This window comes from Chryseobacterium sp. CBo1 (assembly GCF_001693475.1).
GTDB classification, from domain to species: domain Bacteria; phylum Bacteroidota; class Bacteroidia; order Flavobacteriales; family Weeksellaceae; genus Chryseobacterium; species Chryseobacterium formosense.
Genome location: NZ_MAUH01000056.1, coordinates 160173 through 179934, shown reverse-complemented (window position 1 = coordinate 179934; position 19762 = coordinate 160173). Strand labels below are relative to the sequence as shown.

23 protein-coding genes, 1 tRNA gene and 1 riboswitch are annotated in these 19762 nt (G+C 34.1%); of the genes, 12 read left to right on the top strand and 12 right to left on the bottom strand.

Annotated features, from left to right (window positions below; all coding sequences use genetic code 11):
* Positions 1-21 precede the first annotated feature (21 nt).
* On the top strand, positions 22-384 hold the full coding sequence (locus BA768_RS18665) for a response regulator (protein ID WP_065721961.1): 363 nt from the start codon (positions 22-24) through the stop codon (positions 382-384).
* A 59-nt stretch (positions 385-443) separates the two neighbouring features.
* Here BA768_RS18665 and BA768_RS18660 read toward each other — a convergent pair whose 3' ends face one another.
* The 5 genes from BA768_RS18660 to BA768_RS18640 form a co-directional block, all read right to left on the bottom strand.
* On the bottom strand, positions 444-722 hold the full coding sequence (locus BA768_RS18660; RefSeq protein WP_034673685.1) for a hypothetical protein: 279 nt from the start codon (positions 720-722) through the stop codon (positions 444-446).
* Between the two features lie 149 nt (positions 723-871).
* Positions 872-3025: an outer membrane beta-barrel protein gene (locus tag BA768_RS18655; protein WP_065721960.1), complete on the bottom strand. Its 2154-nt coding sequence runs from the start codon at positions 3023-3025 to the stop codon at positions 872-874.
* 163 nt (positions 3026-3188) lie between these two features.
* Entirely contained in the window at positions 3189-4004 is an 816-nt protein-coding gene (locus BA768_RS18650; RefSeq protein WP_065721959.1) for a DUF4249 domain-containing protein, read from the bottom strand.
* A gap of 2 nt (positions 4005-4006) precedes the next feature.
* Positions 4007-6343, bottom strand: coding sequence for a TonB-dependent receptor (locus BA768_RS18645; protein ID WP_228388501.1), 2337 nt, complete (start codon positions 6341-6343; stop codon positions 4007-4009).
* A gap of 167 nt (positions 6344-6510) precedes the next feature.
* Positions 6511-7152: a DUF4272 domain-containing protein gene (locus tag BA768_RS18640; protein ID WP_065721958.1), complete on the bottom strand. Its 642-nt coding sequence runs from the start codon at positions 7150-7152 to the stop codon at positions 6511-6513.
* A gap of 211 nt (positions 7153-7363) precedes the next feature.
* A riboswitch (TPP riboswitch) is annotated at positions 7364-7456 on the top strand.
* A gap of 66 nt (positions 7457-7522) precedes the next feature.
* Between BA768_RS18640 and thiM the strand changes: the two genes are divergently transcribed.
* Genes thiM through tenA form a run of 4 tightly spaced genes read left to right on the top strand, consistent with a single transcriptional unit; the run spans position 7523 to position 10416 of the window.
* The gene (gene thiM / locus BA768_RS18635; protein ID WP_065721957.1) at positions 7523-8320 is read left to right on the top strand and encodes a hydroxyethylthiazole kinase; all 798 of its coding nucleotides are present in this window, start codon (positions 7523-7525) and stop codon (positions 8318-8320) included.
* Positions 8317-8952 (top strand): thiamine phosphate synthase, encoded by a 636-nt coding sequence (thiE, locus tag BA768_RS18630; protein ID WP_065721956.1) that lies wholly within the window; start codon positions 8317-8319, stop codon positions 8950-8952. Before thiM ends, thiE begins: the two co-directional genes overlap by 4 nt.
* On the top strand, positions 8949-9782 hold the full coding sequence (gene thiD, locus BA768_RS18625) for a bifunctional hydroxymethylpyrimidine kinase/phosphomethylpyrimidine kinase (RefSeq protein WP_065721955.1): 834 nt from the start codon (positions 8949-8951) through the stop codon (positions 9780-9782). Before thiE ends, thiD begins: the two co-directional genes overlap by 4 nt.
* Positions 9769-10416 carry a thiaminase II gene (gene tenA, locus BA768_RS18620; RefSeq protein WP_065721954.1) on the top strand — a complete coding sequence of 216 codons (648 nt, stop codon included), beginning with the start codon at positions 9769-9771 and terminating at the stop codon, positions 10414-10416. Before thiD ends, tenA begins: the two co-directional genes overlap by 14 nt.
* 104 nt (positions 10417-10520) lie before the next feature.
* Here tenA and BA768_RS18615 read toward each other — a convergent pair whose 3' ends face one another.
* Together BA768_RS18615 and BA768_RS18610 are read right to left on the bottom strand one after the other, a co-directional pair.
* On the bottom strand, positions 10521-10820 hold the full coding sequence (locus BA768_RS18615) for a DUF3817 domain-containing protein (protein ID WP_065721953.1): 300 nt from the start codon (positions 10818-10820) through the stop codon (positions 10521-10523).
* Between the two features lie 129 nt (positions 10821-10949).
* A complete protein-coding gene (locus BA768_RS18610; protein ID WP_034673699.1) occupies positions 10950-11324 on the bottom strand; it encodes a winged helix-turn-helix transcriptional regulator in 375 nt (124 codons plus the stop codon).
* Positions 11325-11601: 277 nt separating this feature from the next.
* On the opposite strand from BA768_RS18610, the gene BA768_RS18605 reads away from it, so the two are divergent.
* Positions 11602-12528, top strand: coding sequence for a ClpXP adapter SpxH family protein (locus BA768_RS18605; RefSeq protein ID WP_065721973.1), 927 nt, complete (start codon positions 11602-11604; stop codon positions 12526-12528).
* Between the two features lie 80 nt (positions 12529-12608).
* On the opposite strand, the gene BA768_RS18600 is transcribed toward BA768_RS18605, so the two are convergent.
* Complete coding sequence (locus BA768_RS18600) at positions 12609-12941, bottom strand: DMT family transporter (RefSeq protein ID WP_065721972.1); 333 nt, start codon at positions 12939-12941, stop codon at positions 12609-12611.
* Between the two features lie 125 nt (positions 12942-13066).
* Here BA768_RS18600 and BA768_RS18595 point away from each other — a divergent pair, with 125 nt between their 5' ends.
* Together BA768_RS18595 and BA768_RS21365 are read left to right on the top strand one after the other, a co-directional pair.
* Positions 13067-13792, top strand: coding sequence for an NUDIX hydrolase (locus BA768_RS18595; protein ID WP_034673705.1), 726 nt, complete (start codon positions 13067-13069; stop codon positions 13790-13792).
* Between the two features lie 285 nt (positions 13793-14077).
* Positions 14078-14242, top strand: a complete 165-nt coding sequence (locus tag BA768_RS21365; protein WP_165571754.1) for a hypothetical protein — start codon at positions 14078-14080, stop codon at positions 14240-14242.
* A 106-nt stretch (positions 14243-14348) separates the two neighbouring features.
* On the opposite strand, the gene BA768_RS18590 is transcribed toward BA768_RS21365, so the two are convergent.
* Positions 14349-14555 (bottom strand): hypothetical protein, encoded by a 207-nt coding sequence (locus BA768_RS18590; RefSeq protein WP_123947142.1) that lies wholly within the window; start codon positions 14553-14555, stop codon positions 14349-14351.
* Positions 14556-14763: 208 nt separating this feature from the next.
* On the opposite strand from BA768_RS18590, the gene BA768_RS18585 reads away from it, so the two are divergent.
* Positions 14764-15282, top strand: coding sequence for a thermonuclease family protein (locus BA768_RS18585; RefSeq protein ID WP_083206741.1), 519 nt, complete (start codon positions 14764-14766; stop codon positions 15280-15282).
* Between the two features lie 12 nt (positions 15283-15294).
* On the opposite strand, the gene BA768_RS18580 is transcribed toward BA768_RS18585, so the two are convergent.
* On the bottom strand, positions 15295-15546 hold the full coding sequence (locus tag BA768_RS18580; RefSeq protein ID WP_065721952.1) for a hypothetical protein: 252 nt from the start codon (positions 15544-15546) through the stop codon (positions 15295-15297).
* Between the two features lie 188 nt (positions 15547-15734).
* Here BA768_RS18580 and BA768_RS18575 point away from each other — a divergent pair, with 188 nt between their 5' ends.
* A complete protein-coding gene (locus tag BA768_RS18575; RefSeq protein ID WP_034673710.1) occupies positions 15735-16322 on the top strand; it encodes a CinA family protein in 588 nt (195 codons plus the stop codon).
* Complete coding sequence (locus BA768_RS18570) at positions 16319-16987, top strand: phosphatase PAP2 family protein (protein ID WP_065721951.1); 669 nt, start codon at positions 16319-16321, stop codon at positions 16985-16987. Before BA768_RS18575 ends, BA768_RS18570 begins: the two co-directional genes overlap by 4 nt.
* A gap of 172 nt (positions 16988-17159) precedes the next feature.
* Here the strand turns inward: BA768_RS18570 and BA768_RS18565 are convergent, their stop codons facing one another.
* Positions 17160-18491 carry an alpha-amylase family glycosyl hydrolase gene (locus tag BA768_RS18565; protein WP_065721950.1) on the bottom strand — a complete coding sequence of 444 codons (1332 nt, stop codon included), beginning with the start codon at positions 18489-18491 and terminating at the stop codon, positions 17160-17162.
* Between the two features lie 209 nt (positions 18492-18700).
* Here BA768_RS18565 and BA768_RS18560 point away from each other — a divergent pair, with 209 nt between their 5' ends.
* Positions 18701-19522, top strand: coding sequence for a glycosyltransferase family 32 protein (locus BA768_RS18560; RefSeq protein WP_083206740.1), 822 nt, complete (start codon positions 18701-18703; stop codon positions 19520-19522).
* A gap of 97 nt (positions 19523-19619) precedes the next feature.
* On the opposite strand, the gene BA768_RS18555 is transcribed toward BA768_RS18560, so the two are convergent.
* Positions 19620-19707 (bottom strand) — tRNA-Ser (locus tag BA768_RS18555).
* Positions 19708-19762: the final 55 nt, after the last annotated feature.

The window sequence follows — 19762 nt, the reverse complement described above, 5'->3', positions numbered from 1 at the left end:
AATAAAGTTAAATAAACTGATATGAGTAAAAAGAAAATTTTGATTTTCGATGATGATAGAGCAATCCTCGAAGTAATTACCATTATTTTTGAAGAAAACGGGTATCTGGTCGAAATTTCAGAAACATCTCACGACATCATCGAAAAAGTTTCGAGTTTTAAACCGGACGTCATTCTTATGGATAACTGGATTCCGAAAATTGGCGGGGTAGAGGCTACGCAGCTTTTAAAGAATCATGAAGAATTTAAAAATATACCTGTAATCTACGTGACAGCAAATAATGATATTGTTGCACTCGCAAAAGAAGCTCAGGCAGATGATTACGTCGCAAAACCTTTCAATTTGGTTGATCTTGAAGATAAGGTTGCTCAGTATCTTGGCTAATCAAAGATATTTTATCGTTATAAGTAATCCCTTTCTGTTTTAAAAGGGATTCGTGATTTTTAAACTACATTTCTGATTGGTTCACTTTCTAATTTTACAACGATATTTGGTTGATCTTCATTGTTAATATCACTTATCAATGCATGCAAAAAATCTTTTATTTCAGGATTGTTCAAAATCTTTTCAGAAAATGTGGGAGCAATGATTAGTTTTTTAGAAACCAGGTTTTCTGTTAAAATAAATTCATCTTTCAAATCCAGATCAAGATTAAACTGTTGTTTTATACTTAAAGTTAAATAGTATTCTACTACTTCTTTAGTCTGTTTGATACTTTCCATCTTATGGTGTTTTTCAGTTACTAGATATACTATTAATTTTATGCCATAAATAGAATTTTGAAAAGATTTATTTGTTTTTTATGATTATAAATAAAAAACGGATGATGAATTACTCACCATCCGTCCCAATTATAAAAAAAAACTACTGTTTATTTTGCACCGCCGCTGTTTTTTTCAACATCGGTTTTGGTATTTTCTTTTACTTTCTGATTTCCAAAACGTTTTACAAAAGTAAGTGCAAACCCATGCCAGTCAGATCTTGTTGACGTTCTTCTGCTGCTGGTTTCGCTGAATCTCGTAGAGTCGAAATTTGGTCTTCCAAAAATATTCATCAGCTGTAAACTGAATTCCATCTGTGTTTTTGGGAAAATCTTGGTTGCAGAAATATTATGGAAGATGTTGGTTCTGTTGGCCACAGAATTTCCGTTATTCTGATTAGAAACTTCTACCCATGCACTCAGATTGATGTTTTTATTGAAAAGATTGGTGTAAGATAAATTGGTAGAACCAGACCAAAAGCTGATGTAATCCGAAGCGTTCTTAAGATCATTTTTCAGGTTAAAATCACTATTGTCGATATAATTCCATCCGAAACTTAAATTTACGGTCAGTTTATTTTTTAAAAAGGTTTGGTTGGTATTTGCAAATAGGTAATATTTGTGAACTTTCCCGATAAAGTTTGCTTCCTGGGTGATGATTTTGTCACCTTCGATTAAATCGGTTGACCAGTAATCCTGATTGGTATATACATATCTTGCAGAAAGAAAATACTTCTTTTTAAATCCGAATTTCATGTATAATCTGTCGCTCGGGTTTGGAAGGAGATCCATGTTTCCTCTGGTGTAGAAACCATCATTGGTCGGTAGCAGAAAAGGATTAAACTCAGCATACCAAGGTCTCCAGATATTTTTGTTGTACGTAAGGCTTAAATCATATTTGTCGGAGAAAGAATATTTAACCAAAATACTTGGCAAAAGCCTTCCGTAAGAATCACTTCTTGAGTTTCCGGCAATATCCTGACGCATTTTATAGTCGATATATTCGTAACGAAGACCAACTCTGGTTTCCAGTTTTTCGAAAAATGTTTTAGAATAATTAGCGTAGACAGAACCAATCATATCTTCGTAATGGAAAGCATCTTTACTACTCAGTCCATTAGAAAGCGAACCGTAAATTTCATTGGGAATAATATTGTTGTTGAAATCTATTTTTCCACCTACTTCAAAATTTCCGCCGGATTTCCCTAAGGGTTGTGTATAATCTACTTTAAGATAATAATTACGCATTTCAGTATCAGAAATTACGCCCAATTCCTGAACGTCTGTTTTTGTAGCCGAAATCGTATTTCTAAGAAAAAAGCTATCCTCCGATTCTCCGTTATAGTTTGTACCTAGATTTACATCTAAAATTCTGTTCTTTTCCTTATCGTAATATTTGTAGAAAAAGTTTGTTCCCAAAGTACTGTTTACAGCAGATGATTTTTGAGCCTGATTTCGGAAAAAATCAAATTCACCATTTTTAGTCTGTGAAGATTCAGAATCTGAAGAATTATTTGATGTCCCACGATAAAGCTCAAGAATTACCCCAACTGTATTTTTATCGTTAAGCTCATATTCTGAAGTAGATGAGATCGAAGGATTTTTGGCTTTCCAGACATTGTTTGTAGAACCTTCAGTTATAATATTGTCTTTATAAATGGTGTATAAAAAAGAATTACTCTGTATCCAGGTATTATCGCTGTAACTGCCGACGAAGGTCTGGGTGAATTTTTTCTTATGATAATTTAGGTTTAGATTCGTGTACTGTGAGTTTTGAGTATTTTGTCTGTTATTTAGTGTGATACTGCCTTTCATACCTTCATCGTCACGTTTTTTCAAAACAATATTGATGACAGATCCGGATGCTTCGTATCTTGCAGAAGGGCTTGTAATAACTTCTATTTTCATGAGATTATCTGCAGGAATGGTCTGAAGATATTCTTTCAGTTCTTTACCGGTAAAAACAGATTTTCTGTCGTTGATATAGACGGTTACAGATTCTCCTTCAGCTTTCAGTGCATCATTATTATCTATACTTACCAAAGGGGTCATTCGCAAAACATCCCAGGTCGTGTTTCCGGCTACAATCGAACTGTTGGCTACATTAAAAACCGTTCTGTCTACTTTAGATTCTACTGTGGGTTTTTTAGCAACAATAGTTACCGCTTCAATTTCTTTTTCCTTAGATTCTACAGTGTCCTTGCTTAATTGCGAAAACGCAGCAGTTCCTATGACTAAAGCGATTGGTGTTAATAGTTTTTTCATTTATAGTTTATCCTTGTACACATAAGACACGATAGGGGGAATATTTGTTACATGGGTTTTGTGTTAAATTGTGTTAATACTTATTTTATTAGGTTTAAACTGTTTTAAATCAGATCATAAAAAAAGCTATTCTGTATAAACAAAATAGCTTGAAGTGATTTTTTTATTGTTGTTGAATAACAATGCTCTTTTTTCTTACTGTATGTGCAGAAAAGTATCCCAATGCACCGTTACTGATATTACTTGGAGGATTGGCCGGGGTAATTCCGCCTCCGGGACCGCCTCCTGAAAGCTGAAGCAAGGCAGAATAAAATGTATAAACATTCTGATTGATGCACTGCATTTCAACATGAATAGCATCCCCGACTACTACTTTAATATCATCCGGATTGTCACCATCATCATTGGGTAACAACAAAGGTCTTTGATTAGCCGTTCCGTTATTCACGTTATCAGAAAATTCAGAGAAAAACTTTTTAGGATTATTATTTACCGTATAAACAAATAAATAGCGATTTCCTAAAGCTTGAGGATCTGTAAAAACAGGTAAAAGTGTGTAGCTCGTTTCTCCGCCAACTACAAAAGAATCCTGTTCTAAATCATCAAAAGCAACTGCTTCAGGCATTGTACTTTGTGATAGATATTCCTTGCCTTCCGCCTGAATTTTTAAAGTATAAGTTCTGCCGGATTGCCCTACAAAAGTTGAAGTCTGATACGTTCCGTTTCCTACATATTGCAGCGTTTCGGTTTGTCCTGTGTTATCGCTCAGAATAACCTGTGCGTTTTCTATTGCCGGATATTGATTGGCTTCTGTAAAAGCAACAGATTTTGTGATCTTCACATAATACGGACCAGCCTGATCGGTTACATTTCCTTCAATCACAATATTTCCGCTTTGATCTTCCAGGTCAAGATCGATTTCTTTTTCGCAAGACGTGACTAAAAATAATGACAGTATGATTAAAAATATGTTTTTCATGATTAAAATTTGAAGTTATACGTTATATTCGGAACCCAACGGAATAGGGAAGTCTGCATTGCTCTTGTCGTTCCCGGTTTATCAGGATTGTCTTCAAAATTAATGGTGTATGCATTTTCTCTTCCATAAACATTATAAATCCCGAATGACCAGGAACCTTTCCAGCGTTTGTTAGAAATTGGTTCATAGGTTGCGCTCAAATCCATTCTGTGATAAGCCGGCATTCTGTCCGCATTTCTGTTGCTGTACTGGAAAACTGTTTGTCCGTTCAGTTCATATTTTCCGGTAGGGAAAGTCACCGCATTTCCGGTGCTGTAAAGGAATAATCCTGAAAAAGACCATTTCGGATTCAGCTGATAAGTTGCGACAACAGAAAGGTCGTGCGTTTTGTCCTGTCTTGCATTATACCATTGATTATCATTAATTCCTTCAATTTTTCTTTCGGTTTTAGACAAAGTATAAGAAACCCAACCCGTCAGTTTTCCGTTTTTCTTTTTGGCGATTAATTCTAAACCGTAGGCTCTTCCTTTTCCAAATAACAGTTCGCTTTCTACATCTGCGGCAGTGTCAAAAGAGATTTGTGCCCCGTTTTTGTAATCGATCTGATTCTGCATTGATTTGTAATAAATCTCAGCATTCAATTCGTAATTATTGTTGTTGAAATTTCGGCTGTAACCTGCACTGACTTGGTCAGCAATTTCTGGTTTTACAGTATAGCTGCTTCCAATCCATTGGTCGGTCGGGTTTCCGCTTCCGCTGTTGCTTAACAAGTGTAAATTCTGAGTGTTTCTGGAATAGCCTCCTTTCACGCTGCTTACTTCATTAATTCTGTAATTCGCTGTAATTCTCGGTTCAAGATTCACGTATGTTTTCCCAAATTTTCCTTTTTCTAAAAATTCAGAGTCGGTTAAAACTCCATTTTGGTAGGTATTAAAAGTATCGCCACCTAAAACACTGAACATTGAAAGTCTTGCTCCGTAGTTAATGGTTAACTTTTCTGTTGCTTTGTAATCATCATTAATGTAAACGGCGTTCTCCCACGAATATCTCGGATTTCTAGGAAAACTGCTCACACTTGTTCCCGATGCGCTACTTGGCGTGATCGTATGATAAATTGACTGAAAACCGAATTTAACGGAATGTTTATTTCCCGCAAACCAGGAGAAATCTTGTTTCAAATTCCAGTCTTCAATTTCAGAATCTAGCCCGAAAGTATTGTTGTTGCTGCTTAACGCAACATTATAATTGTAGTTGCTGTAAATGAATGACGTGTTGGAGAATAATTTGTTGTTGATAATGCTGTTCCAACGCAAAGTTGCTGTCGTATTTCCCCAATCGGTTGAAAATGTATCACCCAAACCTAAAACATCTCTTCCAAAATATCCCGATAAATACAAACGGTTATTATCATTAATCTGATAATTGGCTTTTAAATTAAGATCATAAAAATATAATTTACTGTCCTTAAAATCATCGGTTGCTTTTAAAAATACATCCGCATAGGTTCGTCTTCCAGAAACAATAAATGAAGACTTTTCTTTCTGAATCGGTCCTTCAACGCTTAATCTGCTGCTGATTAATCCGATTCCGCCGTTGACGTTGTAATCTTTATTGTTTCCGTCTTTCATTTTCACATCTAAAACTGATGAAAGTCGACCGCCATACTGAGCCGGACTGTTTCCTTTGATGATACTCACATCTTTCAAAGCATCGCTGTTGAAGGTACTGAAGAATCCAAGTAAATGCGATGCATTATAAACTGCTGCTTCATCCAGTAAAATCAAATTCTGATCGGTCGCACCACCTCTTACAGAAAAACCGCTGCTTCCCTCACCGTTACTTTTAATTCCGGGTAAAAGCTGAATGGTTTTCATCACATCTTTTTCACCAAACAGAACGGGAAGTTTATCAATCTGCTTAATGCTCAGAGTCTCGGTTCCCATTTGTGCAGATGTGAGATTTTTGTCTTTTTTCACGGCAGAAATTACCACTTCATCAATTTCTTTTACCCTTTCTCCGTTTTCCTGACTGAGCTTAAGATTCAGCTTAACATCATCTTCAACATTCACGATTTGCTGAAAATCTTTGAATCCGGGATTTGAAACAACCAAAGTATATGAACCTTTAGGAAGCGAAAGCGAGTAAAATCCGTATTCGTTGGCAATAACAGAAATGGTAGGATCTTCCGCAACCTTTACGGCGACACCGATCAGTAATTCACCATTTTTTTGATCTTTTACCGTTCCGCTGACCGAATATTTCTGCTGTGCAAAAACGACTGCGCTGAAACATACCGCAGCGATAGTGGTTGCGGCTTTTAAGGATGTTTTGTGTATCAATTTTTTAGTTTATTTTTTAATAGTGATGAAAGTTTTTATTTTAAATGAATGACAAAATAAATTCTGAATATTGATTTTTAATCATAAATCTGAGAAATAAAAATCTTACAATTGCCTAAACAACGAGCTTGTGGTAGATTTATTGTTTAATGAATATTAAATATTCTTTACGTTCCCATTTCAATATCATCCCAATCAGATTCTTTATTCATGAGCCATTCCAGAGCTTTTCTTCTCTCGTAAACCAGCCCTTCATTGATTTTGGCTTCTACGCCTTTTATTCTCTCATCTACGCAATACCAATGAAAACGGTAGTAAAGATCAAGCATATTATAAATTTCATCATCAGTTCTCAGTTCAGACAACTGATCGATTTTTTCATTGCTTTCTTCCTGCTCAAGATTGGGTAGCATTATAGCCATATTTTCGCCATACCATTGGTTTTCGTCAAGATCAGCAATCATTTTTGTTGCCCACATCAAAGCCCAGAGTCCTTCAAGATACCAACGTAGAGAATTGAGCTCGTAATCTGTTAATTCTTCATTATCTTTTAGTAAAATTTCATTTTCCCAATTAGAAAGATGAGAGGTGAGATTGTGTTTTTCAATCCATTTTCTGATGTAGCTTATTGGTGCTTCAAAAGAAATATTAATCAGGGCATTCATTACAGACATTCTGCCTTTTATTTCTTCTAAACTTCTTGTATTGGGATCTTCCAGAACAGGAAGCCAGGAATTGAATCTGTAATTTTTATTTTGTATAATCTGGTTATTGAGTTCTCTTACTTTAATTTTTTGTTCTTCAGTCATTTTATTGGATTTGATAATGGTGAATATCTCTGAATTGAGACTTATAAATTATATTTTCCAATGCTAACATACAAAAACTATGAATAGAAAAGGTATTTCCTGATGTTAATCATATATTAAAAAGGGTGTGAGAAAAAGCTCAACCATTATAAAATTTGAGATGTAGTAGGGATAATTTTAAGATTTAATTCTAAAACATTTGTATCTTTGTTGTAAGCTTTAGGGGTATTCTGAAAAGAATTGAGAGAGTCCCTTTGAACCTGATACGGCTTACACCGACGTAGGGAAAAGCAAGAAAACATTGGTCTTTGATGTTTTTCTTTCTTTATTCTGTTTTGTTTTCCTAAAGCATTTTTATAAAATAAATTTAATGGAAAATAATCTTTGGAATTACATTCAATCTGTAAAAAATCAGTCACCGCTTGTTCATAATATCACCAATTTTGTGGTCATGAATAACACCGCCAATGCACTTTTAGCAGTAGGAGCATCGCCTATTATGTCTCATGCAAAATCTGAAATAAAGGATATGGTTTCTATTTCAAATGCTGTAGTCATTAATATCGGAACACTTGATGAATATTGGTCTGACTCTATGCTAATTGTTGCAGAAGAAGCTCATCAAACCAAAAAAATGTGGGTTTTAGATCCTGTCGGAGCGGGAGCAACAGCTTTTAGAGATGAAATTTTATCAAAGCTTTTAGAGTTTAAACCAACTGTGATCAGAGGTAATGCTTCAGAAATTATCGCTTTAGCCAAAGCCAATAAAACCATTACAAAAGGAGTCGACAGTACAGCGGAAAGTAATGAAGCGATTACCGCCGCAAAATATCTTGTTGAAAACTTTCAGTCTGTAGTCTGTATTTCGGGAGCTACAGATATTATCATCGATGATAAAGAAATGTACTTCGTTGAAAACGGACATCCGCTTATGACAAAAGTAACAGGATTGGGTTGTTCGGCTTCGGCTATTGTCGGAGCTTTTGCTTCAATTGCTGAGAATAAAACAGAATCAACAGTTGCTGCGATGGTGCTTTTAGGAATTGCAGGAGAATTGGCTGAAAAAATTTCGGCAGGCCCGGGAAGTCTTCAGATGAATATTTTAGATAAGCTTTATAATATTTCCGAACAGGAATTTTTCGAAAATGTAAAAGTTTCTAAAAAATGAGTCTGATTCAATCTTTTCCTTATCAATTATACCTTGTGATTTCAGAAACAGACTGTAAAGGAAGAAATTTTTTGGATGTTGCCGAACAGGCAATTTTAGGTGGAGTAGACCTCATTCAGTTGCGTGAGAAAAATGCTTCTGATCTAGATTTTCTTGAAAAAGCAATTCGTCTGAAAGAAATTACTGACAAGCACGGAATTCCTTTAATCATCAATGATAATGCGTTTGTTGCCAAAGAAATTGATGCTTTCGGAATTCATGTCGGAAATAATGACACCCAACCAACAGTTTTAAGAGAAAATTCTTTTCAAAATAGGATAATTGGCTATTCAATTGAGTATTTGGAACAATTAGAAAATTGGGAGACAGTTATTTCAGATTATTTAGGAATCAGTCCTGTTTTCAGAACAGATACTAAGACAGATACCGTTACGGAATGGGGATTGGAAGGTTTAATGAAAATCAGGCAATTGACCGAAAAACCTTTAGTTGCTATCGGAAATATTCATTTTAAAAATGCAAAATCAGTCATGGAGGCGGGAGCAGATTGTATAGCAGTTGTATCAGAAATTTGCAGTGCCGAAAATCCTCAAAAAGCAGCTTTTAATCTAAAAAATGAAATCTTAAAATGAAAAAATACAAATATCCATCCGTTCTTACCATTGCGGGTTTCGACGGAAGCGGCGGAGCAGGAATTCAGGCTGATATAAAAACTATTTCGGCTTTGGGTTGTTATGCAACTTCGGTTTTGACTGCTTTGCCTGTACAAAATACGCAAGGCGTAAGAAATATTTTCCCGATACCTGTAGAAGCGGTTTCGGAACAAATTGAAGCAATTTTAGACGATATTTTTCCTGATGCCATTAAAATCGGGATGGTTCATACTCCGGAACTGGTTGAAACGATTGTAAAAACTTTAGCCAAATATAAAAAAGTACCGATTGTATTCGATCCTGTAATGGTGGCAACAAGTGGACATCGGTTGATCGAGGAAAAGACGATTGAAACCATTATTGAAAAATTATTCCCAATTTCAGATATCATTACTCCGAATATGGATGAAGCAGCGATTTTAGCAAAGATGGAGGTGAAAAATTTGGATGATATGAAAATTGCAGGAGAGCGAATAAAAGAATTAGGTTGTAAAAATATCTTATTGAAAGGCGGTCATCTGGAAACAGAAATGATTACCTCCCTTTTGTATAATGATCAAAACGATTATCAGACTTTCAAATCTGAAAAAGTTGACACCAAAAACACACACGGATCGGGTTGTACATTATCATCTGCGATTGCTTCTTTTATAGCCCGTGGAAAATCGATGGATGAAGCGGTAGCTTTTGCTCAGTATTATGTTTCTGAAGCAGTTCTTAAAGGAAGCGATGTGCAGACCGGAAAAGGAAACGGCCCTTTAAATCACTTTTTTAATCCTCAAAAACTTATCAAAAATGAATTGGTCTGAAAATGCCTGGAAATCTATTGACAATATTTACAACGATATCATCGAAATGCCTTTTATTAAAGAATTATCAGATGGGAGCTTAGAAAAAGAAAAGTTTCAGTTTTACATTGCGCAGGATTCATTGTATCTTGAGCATTTCGGAAGAGCTTTGGCAATGATCGGCAGCAAGGCTCATCAGGTTGAAGATGCCTTGACTTATATGAGATTTGCCGAAAATGCGATTGTTGTTGAAAATGCTTTGCACGAATCTTATTTTAAAGAATTTGAAATTTCAGGCAAAGGAATTTTAGAGCCTGTTTGTCATCACTATATTCATTTTTTAAAAAGTACGGCCGCTTTTGAACCTGTTGAAGTAGCGATGGCTGCAACTTTACCTTGTTTCTGGATTTATAAGGAAGTAGGAGATTATATTTTAAATCTTGAACAAACATCAGAAAATCCTTTCCAAAGCTGGATTGAAACGTATGGAGGAGAAGATTTTGCCAATGCTGTTAAAACAGCAATCGAAATTTGCAATAAAGCTGCTGAAAATACAACCCTGGAAATAAGAAACCGAATGAATGAAGCATTTGTAACCGCTTCACGTCTTGAATTTCAATTTTGGCAGGCGGCGTATGATTTGAAAGTTTGGTAGCTTAAAGCGAAATTTTCTTTAACATGCTTTTAAAAAAATGAAATTTATTGTAAATCTAAAATTTTTAAAAAAATATAAAAATGGGAGTAGAAATACTCTCATTTTTATTTAGCTTGAGCATATTCCTTCTTTAAATTCTTATCTAAGATGAATGGTACAAAAGGTAATACAGACCCTATAACGTAGATCACAATTCTTTTGATACTCCATTTGTAATTCACAGCAGCGATGATCAATACAGCCATATAAAACAAAAATAAAACTCCGTGAATCCAGCCAAAATATTTTACAGGTTCCGGAATATCGAAAATGTATTTTATAGGCATGGCTATAAAAAGTAAAATTAGATAGGAAATTCCTTCGATAATAGCCGTTTTGCGGTATAAATTGATCATATGATTCATTAACTATGTTTGCAAAAATAATGTGAAATAAGCCAGATTAATAAATTTATCTGGAAAAATAATAAATATTAATCTGATTCAAATCTTATTTTTAAAACAGTAAATTTTTGAATTGCTTGCAGAAGAGATTCAATCAATCTGCTCGGTTTTTTTATGGAATTTTGCCCTGTAATCAATCCCCCATTTTGCGATTTCATCAATGACAGAGCTCAGCGTTTTGCCGTGTTCTGTGATTTGATATTCAACAGTAACAGGTTTGGTATTGAGAACAGTACGAATGATTAAATGATTCATTTCCATATCCTGCAATTCTTTAGAAAGCATTTTTGAACCGATCCCGTCAACTTCCCTTACCAAATCCATAAAGCGTAGTTTCTCTCCCAACATTAAAGTACCCAAAATATGAAATTTCCATTTCCCAGAAAGGATCTCCATGGTATCTTTGATGGCCAAAATTCTTTTTTCACAAATTCTATTATTGTTAAATTCAGGTTCTTTCTTCATTGTCTTATGATAAATTGATATTTGCAAATGTAAAAAATTTAATATCAGTTTCATAGAGGAAAGTAGTTTCCAAAAGGAAACTTAGGATGTTTTTTTACGAATTGCCAATTAAATTTGCAGCGATATGTAAATATTAACGACTAGGCATCGTTCTTAAAAACACAAATGATGAAAAAAGATTTTTCGATTTGAGCTGATGAAAATTAAAATCTCAATAATTGTTTATTTATTGATAAATACATTGTATTGCTCAGGACAAACAAAAGATGTAAAAAAAATGACCACAGATTCTCTTAATAATCCGCTTATTTGTGACCCGACAGAAGGTGTTTGTGGAGTTCCGGAAAATAATGATACCGTAAAAATAAAATCCGAGAAATCTGATAAACCCGTGAAGATTGTTTATTTTACCGATCCTATCTGCTCGTCTTGCTGGGGAATTGAGCCTCAACTGAGAAAATTGAAACTGGAATACGGCAACGATATTGAAATAGATTACAGAATGGGAGGATTACTTCCGGACTGGAGTTATAACAGTGGAGGAATAAGTAAACCTTCTGATGTGGCGCATCACTGGGACGAAGTAAGTCTACATTACGAAATGCCTATTGACGGCGATGTATGGCTGGAAGATCCATTGGATTCTTCTTATCCTCCTTCAATAGCTTTTAAAGCAGCACAGATTCAAAGTAAAGAGAAAGCAGTTCTTTTGATGAGAGAAATGCGTGAAATGCTGTTTCTGAATAAAAAAAATATTGCAAAATGGGAACATATTGCAACAGCTGCAGAAAGGGTAGGACTTGATGTAACCCAGTTAAAAACTGATTTTGAAGGGAGTGGAAAGATACTTTTTGATGAAGATTTAAAATTGGCAAAGGAAAACGGAGTAAGAGGATTTCCGTCAATATTTTTCATGAATGATTCGGGAAATAAAGAAATGATTTACGGTACAAAACCTTATCCCTTCTACGAAACCGCAGTGCTGAAAATGTTTCCTAATGCCAAGAAGAAAGAGTATTCGAAAAATTGGGAATCTCTGTTTGAAAAATATCCGTCGCTTACAGCCAAAGAATTTGCTGAATTATCAGGTTTAAATAAAATTGAAAGCGAAAAAAAACTGGATGACCTTTTCGTAAAAGGAAAACTGAAAAAACTCACGACGAAAAACGGTTCTTTATGGACTGTAAAAGTCATCGAAGAATAAACCATTTCACAAGATATCAATAAAGAAAAGGCATGAATTTTATTTTCATGCCTTTTTAAATCTTATTTTATTTAAATATTTTAATGTGACGCAGATTTCGAAAAAACATTAATGATAATAACTCCAACAATAATCAGGGCAATTCCTAGTATTGCAGGAAGATCCAAAGTCTGTTTGTAAACAAAATATCCCACCAGAGAAATCAAAACGATACCTACCGCAGACCAGATTGCATAAGCGATTCCGATGGGAATAACTTTTATAGCATGAGTGAGAAGATAAAATGATGCAGACATTGCAACTACAAAAATTATGGTCTGCAATGGTTTTGTGAAACCTTCAGAAGCTTTTAGAAATGATGTTGCCACAGATTCACAGAGTATTGCCAAAGCTAAAAATAGATAGTTTTTCATGTCAATAAATTTATGGATTTCTTTGAAAAAACAGGTTCTGATAAAATTTAAATTCTCTAAAAATTCAACCATTTTTTCTCAGTCCTATTTTTTGGTTACTATCTTTGTACTTAATAACAAACTCCATGAATTCTAATTTTATTCAGACTTATGTTTCCGTAGACTGTGTGGTTTTTGGTTTTGATCATGAAAATCGACTGAATATCTTACTGGTTCAGAAATATCTTGATGAAATGCCTGTAGAAAGATCAAAAAGATTACCCGGAAGTTTGATTTTGAGTAATGAAGATGTTGATGATGCGGCTCAAAGAGTTTTAACCGAGCTTACCGGAATCAAAAAAATGGTGCTGAAGCAGTTTAAATGTTATGCAGATCCCAAAAGAGCAAGTAATGAAGATGATATAAAATGGATGGGAATGGAGTATAAACAGCAGATCGAAAGAATTATTACGGTGGCTTACCTTTCAATTTGTAAAATCGATCATAAGATCAACAGTGCAAAATATGATACCGTAGATTGGTGTACGATCGATAAAGTTCCTACACTGCCTTTTGATCATAATAAAATTATTACTGAATCTTTAGAAGAGATCAGAAAATGGATTGAAACCGATTTTTCGATTATTTTTGAGCTTCTTCCTAAAAAGTTTACCATCAGACAATTGTATCAGCTATACAATGCACTGAGTGAGAAAAAGATTGATATCAAAAATTTCCATAAAAAAATAGCATCTTTTTCTTACATCATTCCTTTGGATGAAATGGAGAAAAATGTTTCGCACCGTGCGGCAAGGTTTTATAAGTTTGATGCTAAAGTTTATCGCAAGAATTATAACAAACTGATTAAATAAATTTTATCTGGTAATTTCTGAAAATCGATAATAAATTCCCGAATATAATGGTAGCGAGTGGCTGAATGTAAATTCTGTTCAGACGCTTCAAAAACGGTATTCAAACATTACTAGAACATACACCGAGGTAATAAGTTTTTATTAAAACAATAATAGTACTAAAGGAGTCTAAAATTGGTCTCTTTTTCTTATTGAAAATATTTTAATACCACACAACGCCCTTCACATATAATTTGGTACAAAATTAGTTTAACACTTAAGCGTAAACCAAATACCAAACATATTATGAAACTATCTACTGAATCTGAAAACATTACTTCTCATCAGACAAGAGAAATAGAAAGACAAAAAGCTCTAAAAGCATTGGAAAAGGCCAAAAGCATCAAACGAAAAGTGGTTTTTCTGCCTCAGGGAGCAACAGGTAATTTAAATGTTCGAGAGATGTTTTAATTACAAAAAAGACAACCGGTCATTTGGTTGTCTTTTTTTATATTCAAAATATATCTTTAACTGTGATATTTTTCAAAGTATAAAAACTTGGCTATGATTCAGAAGCTTATTCTGTATATACAATCTCAACGATGTCGTGGTCATTAAAAATTATGAACATTTTTTTTGTTGTAAAAAAAATTCTTGTCGCGTAGATCATGGATCCTTCAGGATTTTCAGAATATTTGTTTCCCAATATGGATATGATTTCTTTTTTTGTTTTTCCCGTTAAAGCGATTAGCTCCGGTGAGGTGTTGCTGTTTTTTTTCATCATTTTGTTTTATAATGCAATGTTAAGAATTTTAAATTATAATTTTGCATTTTTTTAAACTTTTTATGATATTGTAATCTCTTTTTCAGGATATTATCATAATACGATTAGTGAAAATTTTAAAAAAAATAGAATTTAAATTCAAACAATAAAGTTCATTTTCCGCTTAAATTCTTAGCAATAATTAATATTTTTGCAGCAAATACTTCCGGTGAACAAACTTATTTTTTCATTATTACTTTTCCTGATATCAATAATCACATTTTCACAAACTAAAGCAAAAGTAATTGGCGTATCTGATGGTGACACCATTACCGTTTTATTATCCGACAAAAGCAAGCTAAAATTAAGATTAGCTGAAGTTGATTGTCCTGAAAAAGGTCAGGCTTTTGCCAAAAATGCTAGACAATTTACTTCAGATCAGATTTTCGGGAAACAAATTATCTTTTTTAAAACCGATAAAGATCGTTACGGGCGTGATATTGCTAAAATTTATTACAATAACGGCAAATATCTTTCAGAAGAACTGATTAAAAACGGATTAGGATGGTGGTATTTTTCTTATTCAAAAAACAAATATCTTGCAACTCTGGAAATGGAAGCAAGGTCGAAAAAGAGAGGTTTATGGCAGGATAAAAGAGCAGTTTCACCATGGGAATACCGAAAAATTCAAAGGTTAAATGCAGAAAAAAAGAGATTCAGCAAAAAACAGTCTCTTCATCTTCTATAATTAGATTTTAATCTAAAGTTTTGCGTGTAATGCTCTTTGTGCCGTGATAAACTGTTCCTCGGTAAGATCATTTTGTATGACAGACGGAACTCCTTTTCCCATATCGATAATGATACTGATCTGCAAATCACCCAGATATTTTGCGGCAGATTCCAGCTTTTTCATCACATTGGTTTTTGCAAATTCTTCTGCACCATTCCATAATTTTTTTTGAAGGTCTGTGGTACAGTCTTTCTTATTAATGGTTGTGAAATTTATTTTCATAATTAAAGCGATTAGGTGTATTTACGATCATAACAATAAATATTCCAAGCTTACACAGAGAATTACTTTTTGATACCACATTTGATCGATTCATGGCGTGATTTTAGATTGGCTGAATATTGACGATGCAGAAGAATTTCAATTAGATTCCCTTCGTGTAGCGTAAAATAATGTGCAAACATCGCAGTATGATATTAAAACATTCAAAAATAGACCTTACCATAGAGCAGCTTCATGCGAAATCTTTTATACATTTCATCGCTGAGCTTCAGAATCTTCTTAATTATATAGGGAAGCATCTGCAGGCTCTCCATCAGACCGTTTCTATAGCAGAAAGTGTTACGGCAGGTTTTTTACAGTTTTCTTTTTCACAGATGAAGGATGCCTCAGAGTTTTTCAAAGGTGGGCTTACTGTTTATTCTTACGATGAAAAAATTAATTTATTGAATATTGATAGGGAAGAAGTCATTCGAGAAAATGGCATATCACATAATATTGCAAAACAAATGGCTCTGAACGTTGCTGAATTGTATCAAACAGACTGGTCTATTGCAGTAACCGGCTATTCAAGTCCTGTAAAAGAATCCGATCAAAAATTATTTGCCTATTTTTCTATTTCCTATGCAGGTAAAATACTCTTAACAGAACGACTGGATCTGCATTCGAGAACAATGCCTTTGAAAGCCCAAATGTACTACAGCGAGTTTATTCTTGGTTGCTTTAAACTGGAGCTTGATAAAATGACTGAAATTGAGAACGAAAGAATGTCTTCATGAGTGAAAAATATATGGCAGAAAGAGAAGTCAAATACAATAGTTTTGGAGTATTCAGAACAGTGATTCTTTTTATTTTAACATTACTATTTACAATACTTACTTATTATGTGATCAGCGATACCGATTTATATTGGGATCGCTACATTTCTGATAAATTACAGTCTGAAAGATATTTATCATTTAACGGTTTAATGCGAGGATTGAGCTATTTTGGAAACGTACCTTTCGCTTTTTCGGCAATTGTTATCACTTCACTTATATTTTATTTGTTCAAAAAGAAACGTGAAGCATTTCTGATGCTTTCGACCATGCTTACAGGAATTATTTCATGGATTTTAAAAATGATGATCGATCGCCCAAGACCTACGGCAGATTTAGTAAAGATTTTTGAAGAAACGAATTATAAGAGTTTTCCAAGTGGGCATGTTTTATTCTATACCGTATTTTTTGGATTTTTATCGATTATTTGTTTTCATGCACAAAGAATTTCAATACCAATAAAACGAACGCTTATTGTATTCTTAATTATAATACTATTTCTGTCGGCTGCATCGAGAATTTATCTTGGTGCCCATTGGTTTACAGATATATTGGGCGGATTTATTATAGGAATTCAATTTCTTATCATTGGTGAATTTCTTTATGCAAGAAAATCAGATGAATAGAATGACGAAAGATATTCTTTTAAAAATTTAGTTGCAAAACAACTTTATCTGCCCTGAGTTTTAACGCTAAAACCGTGAAGAACTTTGCTGGATGAAAGTATTCAATGTGATTGTAAGATAATATAAAGTTTCTGGAACTTAGTGACTGTATTTTTTTAGATATAATTATTCTCTAATTAATTGAAGAGCTGTAAAGCACCACATAATCCCAAGGATTCATGGTTAGGATAAATGTTTCAGAAACTTTCTGTTTTTCTCCTGTAAAAAGATTCGTATAAAAACCGGTATCAAATGATGTATCAAACTGTACCACTAATACATCTCTGCTTAAATTGATAAAACCAAGAACCTTGTCTCCGTTTTTCTCACGAACAAATGAGATGACCTGATCCATACGGTCGTTCATAGTTCTTACCATTTCTCCGCCGTGATTTCCGTTCCAAAGTGCCTGGTTCTGATGTTTTAAATGAAAAAGAGTAGAGTAAAGTGTGGCAATTTTATGACTTTTCCATTCGATCGGATCTTTCTCAAAAAATTCGAGAGAACGGTTAAGTCCTGCTTCCTGACCATTATAGATCAACGGAATTCCGTCCATCAGAACTGTAAAAACAATGGCCGCTTCCAATGCATCACCAAAATTACTGTACTGATTGCCTTCCCAGGAATTTTTATCATGGTTGTCTATAAAGTTCATCCTCATTCCGTCTTTAGGAAATATTGATACATGTTCCGCAATATAAGCTTCAGTAAGCAATTTCACACTTGTTTCAGTCGTGGCAATTTTATGAATAATATTCCAGAGATTCCAGTTGTAGGTGGCATCGAAAGCCTTCCGATGGAGCTCTTTGTCTTCGGCTTCTGCGAGCATAAATATCGGCTTTATGGCATCAAGTTCCATCCTTGTATTTTCCCAAAAATCAAGCGGAACGAAGCTTGCAATATCACATCGGTAACCATCGATATTATATTCTGCAACCCAAAATTTTAGTGCATCTGTCATATATTTCCTAAGATCCGGATTTCTATAATTAAATTCAATAATATCGTCATAATCCCTCCATCTTGTAGATTGAAATGTACCTTTCCTTGACTTCATATACCAGTCCGGATGCTTTTCAACCAAATCATTGTCCCAACTTGTATGATTGGCGACCCAATCGAGAATGACATACATTCCATTATCATGAATGGCATTGACAAGATTTCTAAAGTCTGCTTCATCACCAAACTCTGGATTAATACCATAATAATCTTTTACAGAATAATAACTTCCCAATGTTCCTTTACGGTGTAGTTCACCGATGAGATGAATTGGCATCAGCCAAATAATATCGATTCCCAACTTTTTTAATCTTGGCAGTTGCTTTTCAATCGCTTTAAAATTTCCTTCCTCAGAAAACTGGCGTACATTAAGTTCATACAGCGTAGCATTTTTCACCCAGTCCGGGGTCAGAATTTCTACATATTTCTTTGGCAGGTAAGGGTTGGTATTTTGCTGTTCCATAGGTTTAGTCTAAAATAATGCGTCAGGAATTTCAATCCCCTTTTCTGTAAGAAATAACCATACCATTTAAATAATAAATGCTTGAAACAAAATTAAATACATTAAAAAATTATTTTTAAGGAATGTTATTTTGGTTAAAATTAAATTTGAAAAGTATTGTTTAATGGTAAAAATTTTCGATTCAACATCATTAAGGTTTAATATTTGTAATGAATGATGAGACAATATTACGTTCACTATCACCAAAAAACAAATATATGATTCCTAAAAAAATACATTACTGCTGGTTTGGAGGAAATCCGAAACATGAATTGGCAGAACATTGCATTGCATCCTGGAAAAAAATTCATCCTGATTATGAAATTGTAGAATGGAATGAAGGTAATGCACCTTTACAAGACAACACTTATGTAAAAGAAGCATTCGAACAGAAAAAATGGGCATTTGTTTCGGATTATGTACGTTCAAAAGTAATGCTCGATCATGGCGGAATTTATATGGATATAGACATGGAGCTTAAGCTTCCGCTGGATGAATTTCTTGATGAAAAAGCAGTTTGTGGTTTTGAAGTAAAAGGTGTTCCTTATTCTGCATTCTGGATGGCAGAACCGGATCATCAGCTTTCAAAAGATTTTGTTGCGTACTACAATAAACAAGACGGTTTTGAAGAGCGCATTAATACCGATATTTTTTCTGAAATGCTCGAAAAAGGGTATGGAGCTGATCGATACAGTGATACCATTCAGAAGCTTAAACATAATGTAACACTTTATCCTTCTGTATATTTTTCACAGGATTTACCTAAAAACTATGTAAGTCATCATTTCAACGGTTCATGGTTCGGTGGAGATGAAGAAAATAAGCATAAAAAAATGGTCAATATCTATGGTCTGCTTGACCGGCTTATCAATTCTCCTGATGCAGAAAGGGCTGTTTACAGCATTATTAATGAACATAAAATTATTGATGCAAATCAGATTCTGAATTTAATACCTAAAGAAAAAATAAAGGAATATTTAGATGAATTTTAAAATAGTTAAGTGCGACAATACCTGATATATATCAAAAAAAAAAAAACGCTGTAAACATAAATGTTTACAGCGTTTTAGCTTATTTTGGTTTTCCAACTGGCGGAGAGTGAGGGATTCGAACCCCCGGACCTGTTACAGTCAACAGTTTTCAAGACTGCCGCAATCGACCACTCTGCCAACTCTCCTTACTTACTACGATTTCTCGTTTTCAGTGGTGCAAATATAGGATGTTTTTTTGTT

Bases quoted from the DNA above. Each gene is read 5' to 3' on its own strand.
- thiD (WP_065721955.1), top strand. From the start codon at position 8,949: ATGAAAAAATACAAATATCCATCCGTTCTTACCATTGCGGGTTTCGAC.
- thiM (WP_065721957.1), top strand. From the start codon at position 7,523: ATGGAAAATAATCTTTGGAATTACATTCAATCTGTAAAAAATCAGTCA.
- BA768_RS18600 (WP_065721972.1), bottom strand. From the start codon at position 12,941: ATGAAAAACTATCTATTTTTAGCTTTGGCAATACTCTGTGAATCTGTG.
- BA768_RS18560 (WP_083206740.1), top strand. From the start codon at position 18,701: ATGAATGATGAGACAATATTACGTTCACTATCACCAAAAAACAAATAT.
- BA768_RS18565 (WP_065721950.1), bottom strand. From the start codon at position 18,491: ATGGAACAGCAAAATACCAACCCTTACCTGCCAAAGAAATATGTAGAA.
- BA768_RS18590 (WP_123947142.1), bottom strand. From the start codon at position 14,555: ATGATGAAAAAAAACAGCAACACCTCACCGGAGCTAATCGCTTTAACG.
- BA768_RS18650 (WP_065721959.1), bottom strand. From the start codon at position 4,004: ATGAAAAACATATTTTTAATCATACTGTCATTATTTTTAGTCACGTCT.
- BA768_RS18640 (WP_065721958.1), bottom strand. From the start codon at position 7,152: ATGACTGAAGAACAAAAAATTAAAGTAAGAGAACTCAATAACCAGATT.
- BA768_RS18610 (WP_034673699.1), bottom strand. From the start codon at position 11,324: ATGAAGAAAGAACCTGAATTTAACAATAATAGAATTTGTGAAAAAAGA.
- BA768_RS18665 (WP_065721961.1), top strand. From the start codon at position 22: ATGAGTAAAAAGAAAATTTTGATTTTCGATGATGATAGAGCAATCCTC.
- BA768_RS18655 (WP_065721960.1), bottom strand. From the start codon at position 3,025: ATGAAAAAACTATTAACACCAATCGCTTTAGTCATAGGAACTGCTGCG.
- BA768_RS18595 (WP_034673705.1), top strand. From the start codon at position 13,067: ATGAATTCTAATTTTATTCAGACTTATGTTTCCGTAGACTGTGTGGTT.
- thiE (WP_065721956.1), top strand. From the start codon at position 8,317: ATGAGTCTGATTCAATCTTTTCCTTATCAATTATACCTTGTGATTTCA.
- BA768_RS21365 (WP_165571754.1), top strand. From the start codon at position 14,078: ATGAAACTATCTACTGAATCTGAAAACATTACTTCTCATCAGACAAGA.
- BA768_RS18580 (WP_065721952.1), bottom strand. From the start codon at position 15,546: ATGAAAATAAATTTCACAACCATTAATAAGAAAGACTGTACCACAGAC.
- BA768_RS18660 (WP_034673685.1), bottom strand. From the start codon at position 722: ATGGAAAGTATCAAACAGACTAAAGAAGTAGTAGAATACTATTTAACT.
- BA768_RS18615 (WP_065721953.1), bottom strand. From the start codon at position 10,820: ATGAATCATATGATCAATTTATACCGCAAAACGGCTATTATCGAAGGA.
- BA768_RS18605 (WP_065721973.1), top strand. From the start codon at position 11,602: ATGACCACAGATTCTCTTAATAATCCGCTTATTTGTGACCCGACAGAA.
- BA768_RS18575 (WP_034673710.1), top strand. From the start codon at position 15,735: ATGATATTAAAACATTCAAAAATAGACCTTACCATAGAGCAGCTTCAT.
- BA768_RS18570 (WP_065721951.1), top strand. From the start codon at position 16,319: ATGAGTGAAAAATATATGGCAGAAAGAGAAGTCAAATACAATAGTTTT.
- tenA (WP_065721954.1), top strand. From the start codon at position 9,769: ATGAATTGGTCTGAAAATGCCTGGAAATCTATTGACAATATTTACAAC.